We start from the raw sequence: 20,008 nt of genomic DNA on the forward strand, positions 1-20,008 counted from the left end.
TCCGCTCGCAATGACGAGCGGTTACTTCGGATAGCGCCGGTCGAATTCGTTGTCGGACATCAACAGGTAGCGGACCGTATCGATCAGCGCCCACGGCCCCGATACCACCAGGCCGAACACCGACAGGCTGAGCAGCAGCATCACCACGCCCGATCCGTTGCGGCCGAGATAGAAGCGGTGGATGCCCAAAGTCCCGATGAAGAAGGCCAATAGCGCCGCGACGATGCGGCTCCGGTCGCCCTTGCGCGGCGCCGGCGCGACCGGAGCGGGCACCGCGGCAGCCGTCGCCGCGACGGGCAGCGGGAAGATGTTCAGCGCACGCCGGTCATCGGTCTCGAAATCGACCGTCTGGCCGACGGCGGGTTCGCCGCGCTGCGCCCAGTCGGCGGGGCCGAAGGTGTAGCGGTGCCCGTCGTCGCCCGCGACCAGCCCCGCGCCCGTCCGCGCATCCACCCCCAGCACCTGTCCCCGCATCCGCCGCGTCCCGCCGTTTCGTCTCGCGGCTATGTCACGGGCGTCGCGGCGAATTGCAATGCCGTCGTGGAGCGGACGTCCGCCGCGCACGTTGGGCGCCCGAACGAAAGGATCATCATGAGCCACGAACCGCCGGTCCCCCCGGGCAACCAGTCCCCCTATCCGATCAAGGAGCCGCCGCATCCGCCCGCGCCGCCGCCCCCGCCGCCCGTGACGGCGACCGCGCGTCGCCGCCTGCCCATCGGGCGTATCGCGGGCGCCGCCGCGGGCGCGGGCGCGCTGGCGTTCGGGATCGCGGCGCTGCTGTTTCCCCGCCGGCGCTGACGGAAAAATGGAACGTGGCACCCATGGGCCGCCTCTGGTAGCCCATGGCCATGCCGCTATCCGCCGTCGCCTCCGCCCGCGAAATCCTCGTCAACCTGCACGACGTGATGGCCGCGCGCCGTCCGGCGCAGGCGAAGCTGAACGCCGTGGTCGACATCATCGGGGAGGCGCTGGATAGCGAGGTCTGCTCGATCTACCTGCTTCGCGAAGGCGTGCTGGAATTGTTCGCGACGCGCGGGCTGGCGCTGGAGGCTGTCCACGTCACGAAGCTGGCGCTGGGCGAGGGCCTCGTCGGCACGATCGCGCAGCATGGCGAGATCCTGAATCTGGACGAGGCCGCGTCGCATCCCGATTTCGCGTACAAGCCGGAAACGGGCGAGGATCGCTATCACAGCTTCGCGGGCGTCCCGATCATCCGCCGCGAACGGTCGGTGGGCGTGCTGGCGGTCCAGCATGCGGACCCGCGCAAATATGCCGATGTCGAGATCGAGGCGTTGCAGACCGTCGCGATGGTGCTGTCCGAACTGATCGCCAATGCCGGCCTGATCGACGCGGGCGGGCCGAAGGACCGGGTCCAGTCGACCGCGTCGATCCGCATCTCGGGGCAGAAGCTGGTCGACGGCATGGCGGCGGGCTGCGCCGTGTTCCACCAGCCGCGCATCGTCATCGAACATACCGTGGCGGAGGATATCGAGGCCGAACGCCACCGCGTCTACGCCGCGTTCGACAAGATGCGCGAGCAGATCGACCGCATCGCGCGCGAGGCCGAATTCGGCGTGGGCGACGAGCATCAGGAGGTCATCGCCACCTACAAGATGTTCGCCTACGACGAGGGCTGGGCGCGCCGCATCAACGAGGCGATCGACAGCGGCCTGACCGCGGAGGCCGCGATCGAGCGCGTGCAGCAGCGGACGCGCCAGCGGATGCGGCAGATCGACGATCCGCTGCTGGCGGACCGGATGCACGACCTGGAGGATCTGGCCAACCGCCTGCTGCGCATCGTCAGCGGCCAGATGGGCACCGCGGCGCAGATGGGGCTGCGGCAGGATACGATCCTGGTCGCGCGGAACCTGGGCCCGGCCGAATTGCTCGAATACGACCGCCGCCGGTTGAAGGGCGTGATCCTGGAGGAAGGGTCGCTCACCGCGCACGTCACGATCGTGGCGCGGGCGATGGGCGTGCCCGTGCTGGGCCGCGTGCGCGACGTGCGACGCCTGATCGGGGAGGGCGACCTGCTGCTGCTGGACGTGACGGAAGGGTCGGTGCTGGTCCGCCCGTCGGCGTCGATGGAGGAGGCGTTCGACGCCAACCTGATCGCGCGGCAGAAGCGCAAGGCCGCCTATGCCGCGCTGCGCGACGTGGCGCCGGAAACGAAGGACGGCCACCGCGTGACCGTGATGGTCAACGCCGGCCTGCGCGACGACGTCGCCGCGCTCGACCTGACCGGCGCGGACGGGATCGGGCTGTTCCGCACCGAATTCCAGTTCCTGGTGTCGGCGACCCTGCCGCAGCGCGAGCGGCAGCAGCGGTTGTACAAGGAGGTGCTGGACGCCGCGGGCGATCGCCCCGTCGTCTTCCGCACCGTCGACATCGGCGGGGACAAGGCGTTGCCGTACCTCGACCACGGGGTGGAGGAGGAGAATCCCGCGATGGGCTGGCGCGCGCTGCGCCTCGCGCTCGAACGCGACGGATTGATGAAGGCGCAGGCGCGCGCGCTGCTGGAGGCCGGCGCGGGGCGGACGCTGAACGTCATGTTCCCGATGGTCAGCGAGGCGTGGGAGTTCGACGAGGCCAAGGCCCTGTTCGAGAAGCAGCGCGCCTGGCTGGCGGGGCGGGGCAAGCGATTGCCCGCGGAGGTGCGCTACGGCGCGATGCTGGAGGTGCCGAGCCTGGCGTACCAGCTCGACCTGCTGCTCCCCAACGTGCAGTTCCTGTCGGTGGGGACCAACGACCTGACGCAATTCCTGTTCGCCGCGGACCGCGCCAATCCGAAGCTGGCGGAGCGGTACGACTGGCTGTCCTGTTCGATCCTGCGCTTCCTGCACGGCGTGGTCGGCCCGGCGCGCGACGCGGGCGTGCCGATCGCGGTGTGCGGGGAGATGGGCGGCCGCCCGCTGGAGGCGATGGCGCTGATCGGGATCGGGATCGACCGCCTGTCGATCACCCCCGCCGCGGTCGGTCCGATCAAGGCGATGCTGCGGACGCTGGACCGCGCGGCGCTGACCGCGTTCATGACGGACCTGTTGCGGGCGCCGCCGCGCGACATGCGTGGGGCGCTGGCGACATGGGCGGCGGATCACGGCGTCGAACTGGCGTAGCGGCCGTGTCGCCAAGGCGGCGCGACGATGCGTCGGGCCGCGAACGGGTTCGGTTGACACGAGTGCGGCGCTTTGAAAGACCGGGCATCTACCGGGGCGCGCGGAGAATGGAATGAACGACGGTGAGCACGGCGACGGCGTTCCCGAGGACGTGCGGAATGCTCCGCGATCCGTGGGTGCGCGTCTGCGCGCCGCGCGGGAGGCGCAGGGCATGTCGATGGCCGACCTGGCGCAGCGTACCCGGGTGACGCAGCGCTTTCTGGAGGCGATCGAGGCCGACCGCCTGGATCTGCTTCCCTCCTCCACCTACGCCTCCGGTTTCGCCCGTGCGCACGCGCGCGCCGTGGGGCTGGACCAGGCGGAGATCGGGCACGACATCCGCGCGATGGTCGCCGCGGGCAGCGGCCCGGTCCGCCAGCACCGGATCGAGGAGATCGCGGACCCCGCGCGCGCGCCGTCGCGCGGCATGGTGATCGTCGCGCTGGGAGTCGCGCTGGCCGTGCTGGTGCTGGGCGGGCTGTACTTCGCGACCGGCGTGTTCCGCGGGACCGGCATGGGGGCGCCCGAAACGACGCAGGCGGTCGCCGCGGCGACGCCTGCCGCGGCCCCCGCCGCCGTGCCGAGCCCCGCCGCCGCGACGAACCAGGTCGTGCTGACCGCGACCGACGAGGTGTGGATGCGGATCTACGACGGTGCGGACCAGACCCTGTACCTGGGCACGATGAAGCCGGGCGAGCGGTTCGCGATTCCGGCGGGCGCGCAATCGCCGCAGATCAACGTCGGGCGGCCGGACAAATTGACGATCACGGTCGGCGGGCAGGCGGTGGCCGCGCTGGGCGACGGGCGCCGCGCGATCAAGGACGTCAGCCTGACGCCCGACGCGCTGCGCGCCCGCGGCCCGGCCCGGGCCGAGCCGCTGGTCGCCCCTGGTGCGACGCCGGGTGCATCGCCGTCGGCGGCGGCGTCGCCGGCGCGTTGATCGTACATCGTGGCGACAGGCGGCGCCGGTAACGAGGGACGGGCACGATCGATGATGCTCGGGGGTGGGTGACGTGATGCAGAAATGGATGCTTGCCGCTGGTGCGGCGATGGTGCTGGCCGCACCGGTCGAGGCGCAATCGGGGCTCGACGGGCGCGTGGGGAAGCTGGAAAGCGAGATGCGCGCGGTGCAGCGCAAGGTGTTTCCCGGCGGCGCGGGCGCGACCGTCTCGCCCGATATCTCGCCCGTGCCCGACGTCGCCACCCCGGCGGGTACGCCCGCGACCACGCCGATCGCGGATCTGACCGCGCGCGTCTCGTCGCTGGAACAGCAGATGGCGGGGATGACCGGGCAGATCGAACAGGCGCAATATCGCCTGCGGCAGCTGGAGGAGCAGTTCGTCGCGTACAAGACCGCGACCGATGCGCGCTTCCAGTCCGCGCCGCCCGCCGCGACCGCGGTCGAAAGCGACGTGACGGTCCCGACCGCCCCGCGCCCCGCCGGCGCCACGACGCCCGTCGCCACGACCCCGATCGCGGGCGGCGGGGTCGAACGGCCGTCGACGGGCGACGCGGCGGAGGACGACTATACCTTCGGATACCGCCTGTGGGCGGCGAAGCGCTACGCGGATGCGGCGACGCAGCTGAAGAAGGTCGTCGCCGACCATCCCAAACATCGCCGCGCCAGCTTCGCGCAGAACCTGCTGGGCCGCACCTATCTGGACGACAACAAGCCCAGCCTCGCCTCGATTGCCTTCTACGACAATTACAAGAAATATCCCGATGGGGAGCGCGCGCCCGAGAGCCTGTATTATCTCGGCAGCGCATTGCTGAAGCTCGACAAGCCTGCGGACGCCTGCAAGGTCTACGGCGAATTGATCGACGTATACGGCGACAAGATCAGCCCCGCGATGAAGACCAATGTCGCGCGCGCGCGGACCGGGGCGAAGTGTTCGTAGGGCAGGATGCGGGGACTCGAGGAGACGGGTGACCATTTCCTCGCAGTCCGATCGTTTCCGCGCCGGGACGATGGCCATCGTCTCGCGCGCCCTCGACGGCTCGAGCGCCACCGACGACACCGGCTATGCCCTCGCCGTGTCGGGCGGCCCGGACAGCATGGCGATGCTCGCGCTCGCGCACGCCGCCTTCCCCGGCCGCATCGCCGCCGCGACGTTCGATCACCGCCTGCGCGACGGATCGGCGGGCGAGGCGGCGATGGTCGCCGCCGCCTGCGCCACGCTTGGCATCCCGCACGCCACGCTGGTCCCCGACAAGCCCATCGCCGGCGCCAGCCTCCAGCGGCAGGCGCGGGAGGCGCGCTATGCCGCGCTGGTCGCCTGGGCCGCGGGTCGCCCGCTGCTGACCGCACACCACGCCGACGATCAGGCGGAGACGCTCCTGATGCGGCTCAACCGCGCCTCCGGTCTCGCCGGGCTGGCGGGCATTCGCGCCGTCCGCTGGGCGGGCGGCACGCCGATCCTGCGCCCGCTGCTCGATTGGCGGCGGGAAGAATTGCGCGTCATCGCGGAGGGAAGCGGCCTCGGCTTCGTCGACGATCCGTCGAACACGGACGTCCGCCACGACCGCACCCGCATCCGCGCGTCGCTAATTGCGACGCCCACGCTCGATCCGGCCGCGCTCGCGGCGTCGGCGGCGTTCCTCGGCGATGCGGAGGAAGCCTTGCGGTACCACGCGGACATCCTGTGGTCCGACCGCTGGCACGGCCCGGACCGCGGGATGGACGTGGCCGACCTGCCGCGCGAGATGCGCCGCCGCCTGCTGCGCCGCGCGCTGATCGAATCGCGGCGGTCCCTGGCGATCGTGCTTCCCCCTTTTTCCGAAGCGAGCAACGTCGAACCGCTGCTCGATGCGCTCGCGCGCGGCGTCGGCGCCGTTCAGGGCGGGGTAAAGGTGACCCCGCTACCGACGGGATGGACGTTCCGCGCGGCGCCACCGCGTCGATCACACTGAACGACGCGCGTTGGATTGCCATTAACCGATCCGCGCCTACATTGGCCCCGACGAAAGGACCTTCATGAGCGACAAGGATCGGCCCGGTAATTCCGGCCCAAATTCCGGCGGGGACAATAACGGCGGCGGCGGGGGCAACCCGTGGCTGAAAAGCCTGCTGATCTGGGTCGGCATCCTCTTCGCGCTGGCGCTGGTCGTCACCGTCTTCGACGGCAAGTCGACGACCGCGACGGGCAACACGATCGCCTATTCCGCCTTCCTCGACAAGGTGGACGAGGGCACGGTCAAGGACGTCAACGTCAGCCGCGACATGATTTCGGGGACGTTGTCCAGCGGCGACAAGTTCCGCACCTATCCGGTGCAGGATTCGGGCCTGATGGACCGCCTGCGCAAGGCGAACGTGGAAGTCGCCGGCAAGCCGGAGGAAAGCCCGTCGATCTGGATGGTCCTGCTCTACCAGTCGCTGCCGTTCCTGCTGTTCCTCGGCATCGCGTTCTTCGTCCTGCGCCAGATGCAGAAGGGCGGCGGTGCGGGCGGGGCGATGGGCTTCGGCAAATCGCGGGCGAAGATGCTGACGCAGAAGGAAGGCAAGGTCACCTTCGCCGACGTCGCGGGCATCGACGAGGCGCGCGAGGAGCTGGAGGAAGTCGTCGAGTTCCTGAAGGACCCGTCGAAGTTCGCGCGCCTGGGCGGCAAGATTCCGAAGGGCGCTTTGCTCGTCGGTTCGCCCGGCACCGGCAAGACCCTGCTCGCCCGCGCGATCGCGGGTGAGGCGGGCGTGCCGTTCTTCACCATTTCGGGCTCCGACTTCGTCGAGATGTTCGTCGGCGTCGGCGCCAGCCGCGTGCGCGACATGTTCGAACAGGCGAAGAAGAGCGCGCCGTGCATCGTCTTCATCGACGAAATCGACGCGGTCGGCCGCCATCGCGGCGCGGGCTTGGGCAATGGCAACGACGAGCGCGAGCAGACGCTGAACCAGTTGCTGGTCGAAATGGACGGGTTCGAGGCGAATGAGGGGATCATCATCGTCGCGGCGACCAACCGCCCCGACGTGCTCGATCCCGCATTGCTGCGTCCCGGCCGCTTCGACCGCCAGGTCGTCGTGCCGCGTCCCGACATCGACGGGCGCGTGAAGATCCTGGAAGTGCACATGAAGAAGGTGCCTTTGGCGCCCGACGTCGACGCCCGAGTCATCGCGCGCGGCACGCCGGGCTTCTCCGGCGCGGACCTCGCCAATCTGGTGAACGAGGCGGCGCTGACCGCGGCGCGCAAGGGCAAGCGTCTGGTCGCCAGCGCGGAGTTCGAGGAAGCCAAGGACAAGGTCATGATGGGCGCGGAACGCCGCTCGATGGTAATGACCGAGGACGAGAAGCGCATGACCGCCTATCACGAGGCCGGTCACGCCGTCGTCGCGATGCACGAGCCTGCGTCGGACCCGATCCATAAGGCGACGATCATTCCGCGCGGCCGTGCGCTGGGCATGGTGATGCGCCTGCCCGAGCGTGACAGCTATAGCTACCACCGCGACAAGATGTACGCGAACCTCGCGGTCGCGATGGGTGGCCGCGTGGCTGAGGAGATCATCTTCGGCTACGACAAGGTGTCGAGCGGCGCGTCGGGCGACATCCAGTACGCCACCGGCCTTGCCCGCGACATGGTCACCAAATGGGGCATGTCGGACAAGGTCGGCCCGGTCGACTATGCGCAGCCGGAGGGGGAGAGCTTCCTCGGCTATTCGTCGTCGCAGCCGACGCACATGTCGAACGAAACCGCGAAGCTGATCGATGCGGAGATCAAGGATATCGTCGAGGGCGGCCTGCGTCGCGCGAAGCATGTCCTGACCGAGCATATCGACCAGCTCCACGGCTTGGCCGGCGCGCTGCTGGAGTTCGAGACGCTGTCGGGCGACGAGATCAAGAAGCTGATCGCGGGCGAGGAGATCGACCGGCTCGAGCGGGGCCCGAAGCCCAGCACCGTGCCGGCGGCGGGAACCTCGATCCCGAAGACGAAGCGGCCCAGCGGGCCGTTCGGCAATCCCTCCCCCGCGGGGGCGTGAGGCGACAGGCCCCGGCAGCGATGCCGGGGCCTTTTCGTTTCAGCGCGGCAGTGGCGTGTCGCTGCCCTGCGCCGCCTTCGCGCGCAGGAATCCCGGCCGTGCCGACACCCGCTCCCAATAGCCGCGCACGCCGTCGCCCCAGCGCTCGTCCAGCTTCAGCGACCGCGCCAGCAGCAGCGCATAGCCGACCGATATGTCGGCCCCGGTAAACCGCCCCGCGCACAGCCACTCGCGACCGTCCGCCAGCGTGCGCTCCACGGCCTTCAGCCGCGATCCGAACCATTGCGCATAATCGTCCGCCGCCTGCGGCAGGCGCCGGTCCCTCGCTTCGAGATGCCGGTATCGCAGCACGATCGTCTGCGGAAAGGTCAGCGTCGCCTCGCCCCGGTGCAACCAGTCGAGCCACGCGCCATAATCCGCCTCGTCCACCGACACCGCCAGCGGTGTCGGCCCGTGGCGACCGGCGAGATATTCCACGATCGCCGCCGATTCGGTCATCCTCGTCGCCCCGTCGACCAGCAGCGGGATCGTGCCGAGCGGGTTCTCCTCCAGATATTCCGGCGCCCGGATGCGCGGCGGGAAGGGCAGGAGGTGGAGGCGATAGGAAAGTCCCATCTCCTCCAGCATCCACAGCGCCCGGAAACTTCGCGCGTCCGCGCAATGCCACAGTTCGATCATGTCACCACGCATCCACGAAACGGCCCGAGGGCCTGGGTTCGGCCGAGGCGAGGCCCCGGCGCAGCCATGCACGCGTGTCGGCGGGATCGATCACCGCGTCGATCTCCAGCACGCGCGCGACCGATATCGCCTTGCCCCGGTCGTAGCTCGCGGCGACCAGCTCCCCGAACCGCGCCTCCCGCGCCGCGGGGTCCGCGATCGCCTCCAGCTCGCGCCGGTATCCCAGCCTGACCGCGCCCTCCAGCCCCATGCCCCCGAACTCGCCCGTCGGCCACGAGACGGTGAAGGCGTTCGCCTGCAACGATCCCCCCGCCATCGCCTGCGCGCCGAGGCCATAGGCCTTGCGCACCACCACCGCGAACAGCGGCACCGACAATTGCGCTGCGACCAGGAACATGCGCGATCCGTGACGCACCGGCGCGGTCGCCTCCGCCTCCGGCCCCACCATGAAGCCCGGCGTGTCGATCAGCGACACGATCGGCAGGCCGAACGCGTCGCACAATTGCATGAAGCGCGCCGCCTTGTCCGCCCCGTCGCTGTCGATCGCGCCCGACAGGTGGCGGCAATCGTTGGCGAGGATGCCCACCGGTCGCCCGTCGATCCGCGCCAGTCCCGTGACCATCCCGGCCGCGAACCCGCCGCGCAATTCCACGAACGTATCCGCATCGACCAGCCCGGCGACGGCGCGGCGCATGTCGAACACGCGCAATCGATTCTCGGGCACCGCATGGCGCAGCAGGCGCTGGTCGGGCACGTCCCCCGCGGGCAGCCTGCCCTGGAAGAAGCCCAGCAGGCGTTTCGCCGCCGCGGTCGCCGCGACCTCGTCCGCCACCAGCAGGTCGACGACGCCATTGGCATGCTGCACCGCCACCGGCCCGATCTCGGTCGGCCGGAACACGCCCAGCCCGCCGCCCTCGATCATCGCGGGCCCGCCCATGCCGATATGCGCGTCCGCGGTGGCGATCGTGATATCGGCGCAGCCGTAGAGGACCGCATTGCCCGCGAAGCAGAAGCCGGTCGTGATCCCGATCCGCACGGCCTTCCCCGACAATGCGGCGAAGCTGCGGAACGTCGGCGTGTCGAGTCCCGACACCCCAAGTGCATCGACATCGCCCGGCCGCCCGCCGCCGCCCTCGGTGTAGAAGACGACCGGCAACCGCTGCGTTTCCGCCACCGCCAGCAGCCGGTCGGTCTTGCGGTGGTTCCACATCCCCTGCGTCCCCGCCAGGACGGTATAGTCGTAGGCGAGGCCGAGGCATTTCGCGCGCTCCTCGCCGACGTCCGCGGCATTGACCGTGCCGACCCCGCCGACCAGCCCGTCGTGTGGGGTATGGGCGATCAGGTCCGCCAGATCGCGCCGCCGCCGCTGCGCCGCGATGGTCAGTGCGCCATATTCGACGAAGCTGCCGGGATCGAACAGGTCCGCGACATTCTCGCGCGCGGTGCGCTGACCCTTGGCATGTCGTCGTGCGACGGCCTCGCCGCGGTTCGCGTCGAGGCCGGGCGCGCGCGCCGCGATCGCCTCCGCCAAATCGGGGCGGATCAGGTCGGGATCGGCCGCCGCCGCAGCGGCCACGACCGCGCCGTCGCCATCGACCGGGTCGAGCAGCACCACGGGCGCGCCCTGCGCCACGCCCGCACCGGGTGCGACCGCGACGGCGCGCACGATCCCCGCAACGGGGGCCGCGACCGCATGCTGCATCTTCAGCGCCTCGACCGTCGCCACCTCGGCGCCCGCGGCCACCGTGTCGCCGATCGCGACCGTGATGGCCACCACGACGCCGGACAGCGGCGCGGTCGCGGCGAGGGGGTCGGCGTCCGCCATGTCCACGACGGTCGCGAAGTCGCCCGCAACCGAATCGAACCACCCCGTCTCGACCACCCCGTCGATCGCCGCCCGGTCGAGCAGCGCGCGCAGCAGCGGCAGATTGGTCGCCACGCCCTCGATCGCGCATTCCGCCGCCGCCGCCTTCGCGCGCGCCAGCGCCTCGGGCCAGTCCGCCCCGCGCACGACCAGCTTCGCCAGCAGCGGATCGAAGCGCGGATTGACCGTCATCCCCGCAACCACCGCGGCGTCGACGCGCACCCCCGGCCCGCCCGGCGCACGCCACGCCGCGACCGTTCCGACCTCGGCCCGGACGCTACCGTCCGGCGCCAGCGTCTCCGCCCCGACGCGCAATTCGATCGCGACCCCACGCGTCTCCGGCGCCGCGGGCACCGCGCCACCCGCCGACAGCCGCAATTGCAGCGCGACGAGGTCGAGGCCCGTCACCTCCTCCGTCACGGTATGCTCCACCTGCAACCGCGGATTGACCTCGAGGAAGGCGAAATCCCCGCGGTCCAGGTCGACCAGGAACTCCGCGGTCGCCAGCCCGACATAGCGGCGCGCCGACAGCAACCGGACCGCCGCCGCCACGATGTCGCGCTCCATCGCGGGATCGAGCCATTGCGCGGGCGCGACCTCGACGAACTTCTGGTGCCGCCGTTGGATCGAACAGTCGCGCGTACCCAGCGCCACCACCGCGCCCGCGGCGTCGCCCGCCAGCTGCACCTCGATATGCCGTGCGCGCGCGACATGGCGTTCGACGATCGTCGCGCCGTCGCCGAACGCCGCCTCGGCCTCCGCCCGCGCGGCGGCGATCGCGGCGGGCAGGGCGGCGGCGTCGCGGACGATCCGGATGCCGCGCCCGCCGCCGCCCGCGACCGCCTTCACCATCACCGCGCCCTCCGCCAGCGCGGCCTCGCCCTCCGCCAGCACCGGGACACCGACCTCGCGCGCCAGCGCCTTGGCCGCGGCCTTGTTCCCGAACAGCGCCAGCGCCTCCGCGGACGGCCCGACGAAGGTAAGCCCCGCCGCATCGCACGCGCGGGCGAAGGCGGCGCTCTCGCTCAGGAAGCCGTAGCCGGGATGGATCGCGTCGCATCCCGCCGCGCGCGCCGCGGCGATGATCGCGTCGATGGCCAGATAGGCCGCCGGCCCCTCGCCGGGCAGCGCCGCCGTCCGGTCGCCCGCGGCGACGTGCGGGGCGTCGGCATCGTCCGCGGAATGGGCGGTCACGACCCCATATCCCGTCGCGCGCGCGGTCCGCGCGATCCGGATCGCGATCTCGCCGCGGTTGGCGATCAGCATCGTCGGCATGCGCTCTCCCTTTCCCGCGACTGTCGGCGGCGGGGCGCGCGCCATCAACCCCCTTTCGGAAATCCGCGCCTGCGATAGGATCGCGCGTATGACGACGACAGCGACGAAGCGGGACCGCCTGCGCAACATCCTCGGCGGGTCCGCGGGCAATCTGGTCGAATGGTACGACTGGTACGCCTATTCCGCCTTCACGCTGTATTTCGCGAAGCACTTCTTCCCCTCGGGCGACCGGACGACGGAATTGCTCAGTGCCGCTCTGGTGTTCGCGGTCGGCTTCGTCATGCGGCCGGTCGGCGGCTGGATCATGGGCATCTACGCGGACCGCAAGGGGCGGAAGGCGGGGCTGACCCTGTCGGTCACGCTGATGTGTGCCGGATCGCTGCTGATCGCGGTCACGCCGACGCGCGAGACGATCGGCCTCGCCGCGCCCGCGCTGCTGATCGTCGCGCGGCTGATGCAGGGCCTGTCGGTCGGCGGCGAATATGGCGCCAGCGCGACCTACCTTTCCGAAATGGCGGGGAAGAACAACCGCGGCTTCTTCTCCTCCTTCCAGTACGTGACGCTCATCGCAGGCCAGTTGACCGCCTTGTGCGTGCTGCTGGTGCTACAGGCGACGATGAGCGAGGCGGCGCTGGACGCGTGGGGCTGGCGCATCCCGTTCTTCATCGGCGGCGTGCTGGCGGTCGGCGTCTTCTGGCTGCGGCGGCGACTGGCGGAGACCGAGAGCTTCGAAAACGCCCACAAGGAGGGTCAGGCGAAATCCAGCCTGACCGCATTGTGGCGCGAACATCCGCGCGAATTCATGACCGTGCTGCTGCTCACCGCGGGCGGCACGCTCGCCTTCTACGCCTATTCCATCTACATGCAGAAATTCCTCGCCAACACCTCGGGGTTCAGCCGCGGGACGGCCAGCTGGATCAGCGCGGGGACATTGTTCGTGTTCATGTGCATCCAGCCGCTGGCGGGCGCGCTCAGCGACCGGATCGGGCGGAAGCCGTTGATGGTCGGGTTCGGCATCGCGGGCGTGCTGGCGACCTATCCCATCTTCGCCACGCTGGAGACGGTGGGCAGTCCGGTCGCGGCATTCTTCATCGTGCTGGGCGCGCTGGTGATCGTCACCGGCTACACCTCGATCAACGCGGTGGTGAAGGCGGAACTGTTCCCCGCGCACGTCCGCGCGCTGGGCGTCGCCTTCCCTTATGCGCTGGCGAACGCATTGTTCGGCGGGACCGCGGAGGCGGTGGCGTTGCAGTTCAAGAAATCGGGCTGGGAGCAGGGCTTCTACTGGTACGTCAGCGCGATGATCGGCGTGTCGCTAATGGTCTACCTGCGCATGAAGGACACGCGCACGCACAGCCGGATATTGGAGGACTAGCCGCCCCCTCCGTTCGCCCCGAGCGAAGTCGAAGGGCATGCGCCCCGGATCGTGCAAAGGCTTCGACTACGCTCAGCCCGAACGGAGGTAGGGTGGCGGGCCGCGCCCTGTCCCGTCACTTCGGCGACAGCGCCGGCACCCGCGTCGCCGCATCCTTCGGATCGATCCCCGGCCGCGCGCCCGCGGTGATCGTTTCGTCCCCGCGCATCGCGCGACCCGCGCGCAGGATCGATTCGGTCAGGCGGGGGTAGATGCCGCAGCGGCACAGGTTCCCGATCGCGCCCCGCACCGCGTCCTCGCTGGGGCCCGGATTGCGCTTCAGCAACGCCGCCGCCGCCATGACGATGCCGGGAATGCAGAAGCCGCATTGCGGCACATTGTCCGCGATCAGCGCCAGCTGCACCGGATGCGCGCGCTCGCGCGACAGGCCCTCGATCGTCGTGACGAACGCGCCCTCCGCCTGCGCCAGCGTCACCTGGCACGATCGCACCGCGCGCCCGTCGACGTCGACAGTGCAGGCGCCGCAACTGCCCGTGCCGCATCCGTATTTCGTCCCCGTCAGGTTCGACGCGTCGCGCAATGCGAACAGCAACGGCGTCGCGGGGTCGAGCAGATATTCGACGGCCTCGTTGTTGACGGTCATCCGGGTCATGGCCTGCGATCGTTACGCGTGCCCGCGCGTCAGAACAATTCCCCCTGCGGCCCCGCGGGCGGACGGAACAGGTCGCACCGCAGGTCCAGCCGCCGCCGCTCGTCCGAAAACCCCGCGCGCGCCCGCGCGATGCGGAACCGCGTGCGCAGCAGGTCCGCCCACGGCCCCTGTCCCTTCATGCGGGTGTGGAAGCCGGGGTCGTTGTCGCGCCCGCCGCGCAGCGACCGGATCGTCGCCATGACCTTGCCCGCGCGATCCGGGAAATGTTCGTCCAGCCACGCGCGGAACAGCGGCGCGACCTCCCACGGCAGGCGCACGGGAATGTAGCTGACCCCCCGCGCGCCCGCGGCGGCGGCGGCGGCGACGACCGCCTCCACCTCCGGATCGGTGATCGCGGGGATGACCGGCGCCATGTTGACATAGGTCGGCACGCCCGCCTCCGACAGCGCGCGCACCGCCGCCAGCCGTCGCATCGGCGAGGGCGCGCGCGGCTCCACCGTCATCGCGATGCGCGGGTCCAGCGACGTGACCGACACCGCCACCGCCGCCAGCCCCTTCGCCGCCATCGCCGCCAGCAGGTCGATGTCGCGCACGACGCGATCGGACTTGGTCGTGACGACGACGGGGTGGTCGCACTCGTGCAATACCTGGAGCAGGTCGCGCGTCACGCGCCAGTCGCGCTCGATCGGCTGGTACGGATCGGTATTCGTCCCCATCGCGATCGGCGCGCAAACATAGCCCTTCTTCGCCAGCTCGCGCTTCAGCAGCGCCGCCGCGTCGGGCTTGGCGAACAGCTTCGTCTCGAAATCCAGCCCCGGGGACAGGTCGTGATACGCATGGCTCGGCCGCGCGAAGCAATAGATGCAGCCATGCTCGCACCCACGATAGGCGTTGATCGAGCGATCGAAAGGCACGTCGGGGGAGGTGTTGCGCGTGATGATCGTGCGCGGATGCTCGACTGTCACGGTCGTGCGCAGCGGCGGCGGCGCGCCGTCGATATCCTCTTGCGCATCGAGCCAGTCGCCGTCCGCCTCCCGCGCGGGCAGGTTGAAGCGCGCGCTGTCGCGGTTCAGCGTGGCGCCGCGAACGGCGCGGGTCTTGCCAGCGGCCATTCGGCAGGTGTACGCGTAGAACATTAAGGGAACAAGGGGTTTCGGCGATGGGATATGACGGCAGCTGCCATTGCGGCGCGGTGACGTTCACGGTGGCTGGAGACGTGCCGACGGAGGCGATCGCATGCAACTGCTCGCACTGCCGTCGCAAGGGGTTCCTGCTGGCCTTCGTCCCCGCCGATTCCTTTACGCTGACCGCGGGGGAGGGGGCGCTGACCGACTATCGCTTCAACCGCCACACGATCGCGCACCGCTTCTGCGCCACCTGCGGCACCCAGCCCTATGGCGCCGGAACGGGGCCGGACGGATCGGCGATGGCGGCGGTGAACCTGCGCTGCGTGCCGTCGATCGACCTCGATACGCTGACCGTCCAGAAGGTCGACGGGGCGAGTTTCTAGCCAGGATCCACCCCCCGCCGTTCGGCCTGAGCGAAGTCGAAGGCTATGCGCTACATGTACTTCGACGTCGCTCGGCACGAACGGGAGTGGGGTATTCAGCGAGCCGCCGGCCGCTCCCCCACGCCCCGGCACCGATCCGAGCAATAGCGCACGTTATTCCAGTCGCGCGCCCATTTCTTCCGCCACGCGAACGGGCGATGGCACGACGCGCAGACCTTCGTCGGCAGGTTGGGCTTCTTGTGCGCCACTATCGCTCGCGCAATCGCGGCATCAGCTCGACGAAGTTGCAGGGGCGGTGGCGGCTGTCGAGCTGATCCTTCAGGATGCCGTCCCACGCATCCTTCACCGCCCCCGTCGACCCCGGCAGCGCGAAGATATACGTTCCCCGCGTCACGCAGGCGCATGCGCGGCTCTGCACCGTGCTGGTGCCGATGGTCTGGTACGACAGCCAGCGGAACAGTTCGCCGAACCCCGGGATCATCTTCTTCGCCACGCGCTCCACCGCCTCGGGCGTCACGTCGCGTCCGGTAACCCCGGTGCCCCCGGTGGTGATGATGCAATCCACCTCCGCATCATCGATCCAGCGATGCAGCTGCGCGACGATATCGTCCGCATCGTCCCGCAAAATCGTCCGGTCCGCCAGCACATGCCCCGCCTCCGTCAATCGCGCGACGAGCGTGTCGCCGGACCGATCCTCCGCCAGCCCGCGGGTGTCGGAGACGGTCAGCACCGCGATGCGGACGGGGAGGACGGGGAGCGTGGCGTCGATCGGCATCGTCGTCATGTAGGAACATTGGCCGCAACGATCCAGTCAGCCGATCCGCAGACGTGTTGCGCGACCCTCGTCGCGACTATTGAGAAAGGGCGTGCGAACGATCAATGTCGATGATGGTGTTCGCTTCATCGTCCACGCGGGTCCGGCTCACGATCGCCGCCCTTCTGGGCGTCGTTGCGTTGATTGTGTTGCTGGTCACGCCGGCGGGGCTGGCATTTGTGCGGTCTGCTCGGGCTTGGGCGGTACCGATTGCGGGCCTTGGGGTCTTCGCGTTGTCCACGGTCCTTCGGGGGCTTCGTTCGGGGCGGGTAACGCTGCTCGATCGCGGCCTTGGCAACAAATACGATCGTGAAGTCCAGCCGATCCGCTTCTGGGCCGCGATGTGCTGGAACACCGTCATGGGGACGATGCTGTCGTTGACTGCCGTCGCCGTGGCAATGGCATCGGGCACCGACGATTGTGTGAGCCCCGACTATGATACCGCTCCACGCGATCGGTTCGCTTTATGCGATCGGGCGATCGCCGAACGGCCACCGGGGAAGCCTGCGGCCGCGCTGTATGCGGCGCGCGGGACGGCGCTTCACGAGATGGGTGAGGACGACAGGGCAATCGCGGATTATGACAGGGCGGTCGACCTCAATCCGTCCGATTCCTATTCCTTATATAATCGCGCGCTACTCTATCACAAAGGCGAGCAGTTTCACTTCGCGATCGAGGATTACACGCGTTCGCTCAAACTGCGCGGCGACAATATCGACGCATACATAAATCGCGGCGATGCCCACTTTCAGAGACATGAAGTCGACGACGCACTCCGCGACTTTTCGCACGCGGATCGTCTGGATTCTGCGAAGCCCGAGGCGCTTGCGCGTCGCGGACTTGCTTATGCCGCGATCGGCGATCGGCGCCACGCCGAAGACGATTTTCGGGTCGTGCGGATGAGAGATGCCGCCAATGCGACGATGTTCAGGGGCGAGGCGCTGCTATGTCTGCAAAGCGGAGATCATAACGGTGCATTGTTCTACCTCAACGCGCTGCTCGACCGCAAACCCGGTGACACCTGGGCCATCGCCGCACTCGCGGATACATACGCGAGGTTGGGACAGGCCGAAAAAGCGCAGCAGGTCATGACGCAGTTCGGCCAGACTACGCGCAAGCGATAGCGCGGCGCCGACCGGCCTTCCCCTCAATCCACCCGCGTTCCCGATGCCGCCACCGTCGCGTTCGTCGCGATCGCGGTCGTCGACGGCGTGGCGTTCATCCGCACCGCGCTTGCGCCCGGCAGGCCGGGGAAGCGCGGCCACATGCCCTGTGCCAGTGCGCTGCGGCTGGGCGAGGCGATCTTGCCGCCTTGCGCCTCGTACATCCAGTAATTGCGCATGACCGTCACGACGTATCCGCGCGTTTCCCAATAGGGGATCGATTCGATGTACAGCAGCGGGTCGCCGCCGTCCCGGACGATCCCGTTCCACTCCCCCACCGGCTTCGGCCCGGCGTTATACGCGGCGATCACCTTGGGCAGCAGCCCGCCGGTCAGGCCCATGTCGCGCAATTTCTCGATATGCCGCTGCCCGATGTCGATGTTGGTCGACGGGCGGGTCAGCGCGGCCTGGTCCACCGTCACGCCGCGCTCGCGCATGTAATCGGTCGCCGCGGCGGGCATGATCTGCATCAGGCCGTAGGCACCCGCCGGGCTCTTCACCTTCGTGCGGAACCCCGACTCCTGCAACGCATGCGCGTACACCAGCGCCCGATCGACGCGCCATCCGGTGTCGGGCACCCAATTGGGCGAGGGGTAGCGCGCGTCGGCCGTCGCGACCACGCCCTGCGGCATATTGTGCGCCAGCCACACGGTGGTGGCGGGCAGGTCCAGCTGTTCCGCCAGCCGCGTCAGGCTGCCGAACTCGCCGGGACTGCCGATCCGCGCCTGCTGCCGGATCACGCCCTCGGCCGCATCGCCCTCGCCGATCTCGACCAGTGCCGCCGCGACGCGCACGTTGGGGCGGCGTTCCAGCGCCAGCCAGTCGCCCGATCCCGTCATCGACAGCATGTCCGCGGCCTTTCGCGCCGCCGCGCGCGGCTCGGCGAGGGCGAGCGCCTGTCGCGCCAGCAGGCCGTAGAAGGTCTCGCGATACTGCGCGGCCTGCTTCATCCGCGCCTCGACGCGATCGGGGCGGCCGCAGCGCATGTCGGCGCGCCCGGCCCAATAGGTCGCGGTCGCGCGCAGGTCGGTGTCCGCCGCGCGCGCCGCCACGCCCTCGAACGCGGGGGTCATCGCGGCGCAATCGCCCTGCCGCCACGCCGCCAGCGCCCCTGTCCAGCGTGCGTGCACCGCCCACTCGCCCGCGCCGTCCTGCGCTACCGCGGCAAGCCGGCGCGCATCGGCGTCGCGCCCGGTCAGGAAATGGATCCACGCGATGCGCGATTGCCATTCGGTCGTCGCCTCGGGCGTCAGCCCCGACGTGGCGTTCAGCAGCGCCTCCGCCGCCGCGCCCTGGTCCGCCTTTACGAACGGCTGCATCCGCGCGGCGAGATCGGCGGCGATCAGGTCGCTTTTCGTCGCCTTCGCCCGGACCCGCGCGGGCGCGCCGTCCTGCCAGATAAGCCGCTGCGCCACGGGCAGGGGCGGGAGGTCCGTCACCCCACGCGATCGCGCCAGCCGCTCGATATCGGCCGCGCGGGGAAGCTCCGGCGCCTCCGCCAGCAATCGCGCAAGCGCATCGGCCTCGACCCGCGGCGATCCCTTCGCCGTGTACAATTCCGCGCGCATCCACGCGTGGAGCGGCCCCGGCGCCATCCCGTCCAGCGCGATCTGCGCATCGGTCCAGCGCGCGTCGCGGATCGCGGACAAAGCGGTGCGATACCCGCTGCGTTGCTCGGGCGTCAGTTGCGCGGGCACGCGCGGCGAGGCGGACAGCGCCGTCGCGGGCGCGTCGGCGGGCGCATCGGTCGCCCCGGCCGCGCCGGGAAGTGCGACCAGCGCCGCGGCGCCCATCAGCCAGGTCTTCACGTGTCCGTCTCCCCGGTCAGCAGCAACAGGTCGCGCCACGCCTCCATCTTCATCGCGGGCCGTTCGATCAGGACGCGGGGATGGTGGGTGGCGACGACCTGCGTCATGCTGCCACTTTTATGCTGAAGCGTATGTAAACGCCCGCGTGCTTCCGTCGCGTTCATCGTCAGCAGGGCACGGGTCGCCGCATCCCCCATCGCCAGCAGCCGTTTCGGCGCCGCCAGGCCCGCATGATGCCGCGCGATCTCGCCCAGCCGCGCCTCGGTATCGCGGGGCACGCGCCCGGTCGGGGGGCGACGCGAACAGACCGCCGCGAGCGCCACCGTGTCGCGCGACTGCCCGATCGCGGCGAGCATGCGGTCGAACAGAGCGCCGGTCGGCCCCTCCATCAACTGCGTGCGGTCGCCACGTTCGGGGCAGTCGACGATTATCATCAGCGTGGCGTCTGCGGGGCCGCTCCCCGCGATGGCGGTGCCGCCCCAGTCCGCCTCGGGCGCCGCCGCGCCCGCGCGCCACGTCAGGAATGCGGGCAGGGTATCGGGCATCGCCGCCGTCGCGGGTACGGGCGCGGAGGCGACGACCGGTGCGACCGGGGCGGGCGCGTCCAGCCACGGAAACGCCTCGTCCTCGACGATCGTGTCGACCCCGGCGTCGCGCCACCATTCCAGCGCGCTCGCCGCCAGGCCATGCCAATCGAGATTCTGGTCCGCCCCCATTACTGCGGCCTTTACCATCTTCCGCCCCCTCC

Annotated in this window: 18 protein-coding genes; 9 read left to right on the plus strand and 9 right to left on the minus strand. The window is 70.0% G+C overall.

Features of this window, described 5'->3' with window-relative positions; all coding sequences use genetic code 11:
• Nucleotides 1-21 precede the first annotated feature (21 nt).
• Nucleotides 22-474 (minus strand): TM2 domain-containing protein, encoded by a 453-nt coding sequence (locus ASG29_RS11195; RefSeq protein WP_055983757.1) that lies wholly within the window; start codon nucleotides 472-474, stop codon nucleotides 22-24.
• Between the two features lie 117 nt (nucleotides 475-591).
• On the opposite strand from ASG29_RS11195, the gene ASG29_RS11200 reads away from it, so the two are divergent.
• From ASG29_RS11200 to ftsH, 6 genes are all read left to right on the plus strand, one after another.
• On the plus strand, nucleotides 592-798 hold the full coding sequence (locus ASG29_RS11200) for a hypothetical protein (RefSeq protein WP_055983761.1): 207 nt from the start codon (nucleotides 592-594) through the stop codon (nucleotides 796-798).
• A gap of 50 nt (nucleotides 799-848) precedes the next feature.
• Nucleotides 849-3,116: a phosphoenolpyruvate--protein phosphotransferase gene (ptsP, locus tag ASG29_RS11205; protein WP_055985478.1), complete on the plus strand. Its 2,268-nt coding sequence runs from the start codon at nucleotides 849-851 to the stop codon at nucleotides 3,114-3,116.
• A gap of 172 nt (nucleotides 3,117-3,288) precedes the next feature.
• Nucleotides 3,289-4,095: a helix-turn-helix domain-containing protein gene (locus ASG29_RS11210; protein ID WP_162242964.1), complete on the plus strand. Its 807-nt coding sequence runs from the start codon at nucleotides 3,289-3,291 to the stop codon at nucleotides 4,093-4,095.
• A 76-nt stretch (nucleotides 4,096-4,171) separates the two neighbouring features.
• On the plus strand, nucleotides 4,172-5,053 hold the full coding sequence (locus tag ASG29_RS11215; protein WP_055983764.1) for a tetratricopeptide repeat protein: 882 nt from the start codon (nucleotides 4,172-4,174) through the stop codon (nucleotides 5,051-5,053).
• Nucleotides 5,054-5,081: 28 nt separating this feature from the next.
• Complete coding sequence (tilS, locus tag ASG29_RS11220) at nucleotides 5,082-6,065, plus strand: tRNA lysidine(34) synthetase TilS (RefSeq protein ID WP_235532878.1); 984 nt, start codon at nucleotides 5,082-5,084, stop codon at nucleotides 6,063-6,065.
• 64 nt (nucleotides 6,066-6,129) lie between these two features.
• Nucleotides 6,130-8,121: an ATP-dependent zinc metalloprotease FtsH gene (gene ftsH, locus ASG29_RS11225; protein ID WP_235532879.1), complete on the plus strand. Its 1,992-nt coding sequence runs from the start codon at nucleotides 6,130-6,132 to the stop codon at nucleotides 8,119-8,121.
• Nucleotides 8,122-8,160: 39 nt separating this feature from the next.
• Here ftsH and ASG29_RS11230 read toward each other — a convergent pair whose 3' ends face one another.
• A complete protein-coding gene (locus ASG29_RS11230; RefSeq protein ID WP_055983770.1) occupies nucleotides 8,161-8,799 on the minus strand; it encodes a glutathione S-transferase family protein in 639 nt (212 codons plus the stop codon).
• 1 nt (nucleotide 8,800) lies between these two features.
• Nucleotides 8,801-11,938: an acetyl-CoA carboxylase family protein gene (locus tag ASG29_RS11235; RefSeq protein ID WP_055983772.1), complete on the minus strand. Its 3,138-nt coding sequence runs from the start codon at nucleotides 11,936-11,938 to the stop codon at nucleotides 8,801-8,803.
• 88 nt (nucleotides 11,939-12,026) lie between these two features.
• Here ASG29_RS11235 and ASG29_RS11240 point away from each other — a divergent pair, with 88 nt between their 5' ends.
• Nucleotides 12,027-13,313, plus strand: coding sequence for an MFS transporter (locus ASG29_RS11240; protein ID WP_055983776.1), 1,287 nt, complete (start codon nucleotides 12,027-12,029; stop codon nucleotides 13,311-13,313).
• Nucleotides 13,314-13,428: 115 nt separating this feature from the next.
• Here the strand turns inward: ASG29_RS11240 and ASG29_RS11245 are convergent, their stop codons facing one another.
• Nucleotides 13,429-13,965 (minus strand): (2Fe-2S)-binding protein, encoded by a 537-nt coding sequence (locus ASG29_RS11245; RefSeq protein ID WP_055983778.1) that lies wholly within the window; start codon nucleotides 13,963-13,965, stop codon nucleotides 13,429-13,431.
• A gap of 29 nt (nucleotides 13,966-13,994) precedes the next feature.
• A complete protein-coding gene (locus ASG29_RS11250) occupies nucleotides 13,995-15,077 on the minus strand; it encodes a PA0069 family radical SAM protein (RefSeq protein WP_055985484.1) in 1,083 nt (360 codons plus the stop codon).
• A gap of 47 nt (nucleotides 15,078-15,124) precedes the next feature.
• Between ASG29_RS11250 and ASG29_RS11255 the strand changes: the two genes are divergently transcribed.
• Nucleotides 15,125-15,475: a GFA family protein gene (locus ASG29_RS11255; protein WP_055983781.1), complete on the plus strand. Its 351-nt coding sequence runs from the start codon at nucleotides 15,125-15,127 to the stop codon at nucleotides 15,473-15,475.
• 95 nt (nucleotides 15,476-15,570) lie between these two features.
• Here ASG29_RS11255 and ASG29_RS16450 read toward each other — a convergent pair whose 3' ends face one another.
• On the minus strand, nucleotides 15,571-15,723 hold the full coding sequence (locus ASG29_RS16450) for a DUF2256 domain-containing protein (RefSeq protein ID WP_082515940.1): 153 nt from the start codon (nucleotides 15,721-15,723) through the stop codon (nucleotides 15,571-15,573).
• Nucleotides 15,723-16,250, minus strand: coding sequence for a molybdenum cofactor biosynthesis protein B (moaB, locus tag ASG29_RS11260; RefSeq protein WP_055985488.1), 528 nt, complete (start codon nucleotides 16,248-16,250; stop codon nucleotides 15,723-15,725). Before moaB ends, ASG29_RS16450 begins: the two co-directional genes overlap by 1 nt.
• A 110-nt stretch (nucleotides 16,251-16,360) precedes the next feature.
• Here moaB and ASG29_RS11265 point away from each other — a divergent pair, with 110 nt between their 5' ends.
• Nucleotides 16,361-17,413: a tetratricopeptide repeat protein gene (locus tag ASG29_RS11265; protein WP_162242965.1), complete on the plus strand. Its 1,053-nt coding sequence runs from the start codon at nucleotides 16,361-16,363 to the stop codon at nucleotides 17,411-17,413.
• 23 nt (nucleotides 17,414-17,436) lie between these two features.
• Here the strand turns inward: ASG29_RS11265 and ASG29_RS11270 are convergent, their stop codons facing one another.
• Together ASG29_RS11270 and ASG29_RS11275 are read right to left on the minus strand one after the other, a co-directional pair.
• On the minus strand, nucleotides 17,437-19,245 hold the full coding sequence (locus tag ASG29_RS11270; protein WP_055985491.1) for a lytic transglycosylase domain-containing protein: 1,809 nt from the start codon (nucleotides 19,243-19,245) through the stop codon (nucleotides 17,437-17,439).
• A gap of 11 nt (nucleotides 19,246-19,256) precedes the next feature.
• Entirely contained in the window at nucleotides 19,257-19,994 is a 738-nt protein-coding gene (locus tag ASG29_RS11275; protein ID WP_235532881.1) for a uracil-DNA glycosylase, read from the minus strand.
• Nucleotides 19,995-20,008 lie beyond the last annotated feature (14 nt).

Origin of the sequence: Sphingomonas sp. Leaf412 (genome assembly GCF_001425405.1) — a bacterium.
Lineage (GTDB): Bacteria > Pseudomonadota > Alphaproteobacteria > Sphingomonadales > Sphingomonadaceae > Sphingomonas.

What these genes read in the sequence shown, in the direction of transcription:
- ASG29_RS11270 (WP_055985491.1), bottom strand. Translation starts at nt 19,245, where the DNA reads ATGGGCGCCGCGGCGCTGGTCGCACTTCCCGGCGCGGCCGGGGCGACC.
- moaB (WP_055985488.1), bottom strand. Translation starts at nt 16,250, where the DNA reads ATGCCGATCGACGCCACGCTCCCCGTCCTCCCCGTCCGCATCGCGGTG.
- ASG29_RS11240 (WP_055983776.1), top strand. Translation starts at nt 12,027, where the DNA reads ATGACGACGACAGCGACGAAGCGGGACCGCCTGCGCAACATCCTCGGC.
- ASG29_RS11265 (WP_162242965.1), top strand. Translation starts at nt 16,361, where the DNA reads ATGATGGTGTTCGCTTCATCGTCCACGCGGGTCCGGCTCACGATCGCC.
- ASG29_RS11230 (WP_055983770.1), bottom strand. Translation starts at nt 8,799, where the DNA reads ATGATCGAACTGTGGCATTGCGCGGACGCGCGAAGTTTCCGGGCGCTG.
- ASG29_RS11275 (WP_235532881.1), bottom strand. Translation starts at nt 19,994, where the DNA reads ATGGTAAAGGCCGCAGTAATGGGGGCGGACCAGAATCTCGATTGGCAT.
- ASG29_RS11255 (WP_055983781.1), top strand. Translation starts at nt 15,125, where the DNA reads ATGGGATATGACGGCAGCTGCCATTGCGGCGCGGTGACGTTCACGGTG.
- ftsH (WP_235532879.1), top strand. Translation starts at nt 6,130, where the DNA reads ATGAGCGACAAGGATCGGCCCGGTAATTCCGGCCCAAATTCCGGCGGG.
- ptsP (WP_055985478.1), top strand. Translation starts at nt 849, where the DNA reads ATGCCGCTATCCGCCGTCGCCTCCGCCCGCGAAATCCTCGTCAACCTG.
- ASG29_RS11250 (WP_055985484.1), bottom strand. Translation starts at nt 15,077, where the DNA reads ATGGCCGCTGGCAAGACCCGCGCCGTTCGCGGCGCCACGCTGAACCGC.
- ASG29_RS11215 (WP_055983764.1), top strand. Translation starts at nt 4,172, where the DNA reads ATGCAGAAATGGATGCTTGCCGCTGGTGCGGCGATGGTGCTGGCCGCA.
- ASG29_RS11245 (WP_055983778.1), bottom strand. Translation starts at nt 13,965, where the DNA reads ATGACCCGGATGACCGTCAACAACGAGGCCGTCGAATATCTGCTCGAC.
- ASG29_RS11200 (WP_055983761.1), top strand. Translation starts at nt 592, where the DNA reads ATGAGCCACGAACCGCCGGTCCCCCCGGGCAACCAGTCCCCCTATCCG.
- ASG29_RS11195 (WP_055983757.1), bottom strand. Translation starts at nt 474, where the DNA reads ATGCGGGGACAGGTGCTGGGGGTGGATGCGCGGACGGGCGCGGGGCTG.
- ASG29_RS11235 (WP_055983772.1), bottom strand. Translation starts at nt 11,938, where the DNA reads ATGCCGACGATGCTGATCGCCAACCGCGGCGAGATCGCGATCCGGATC.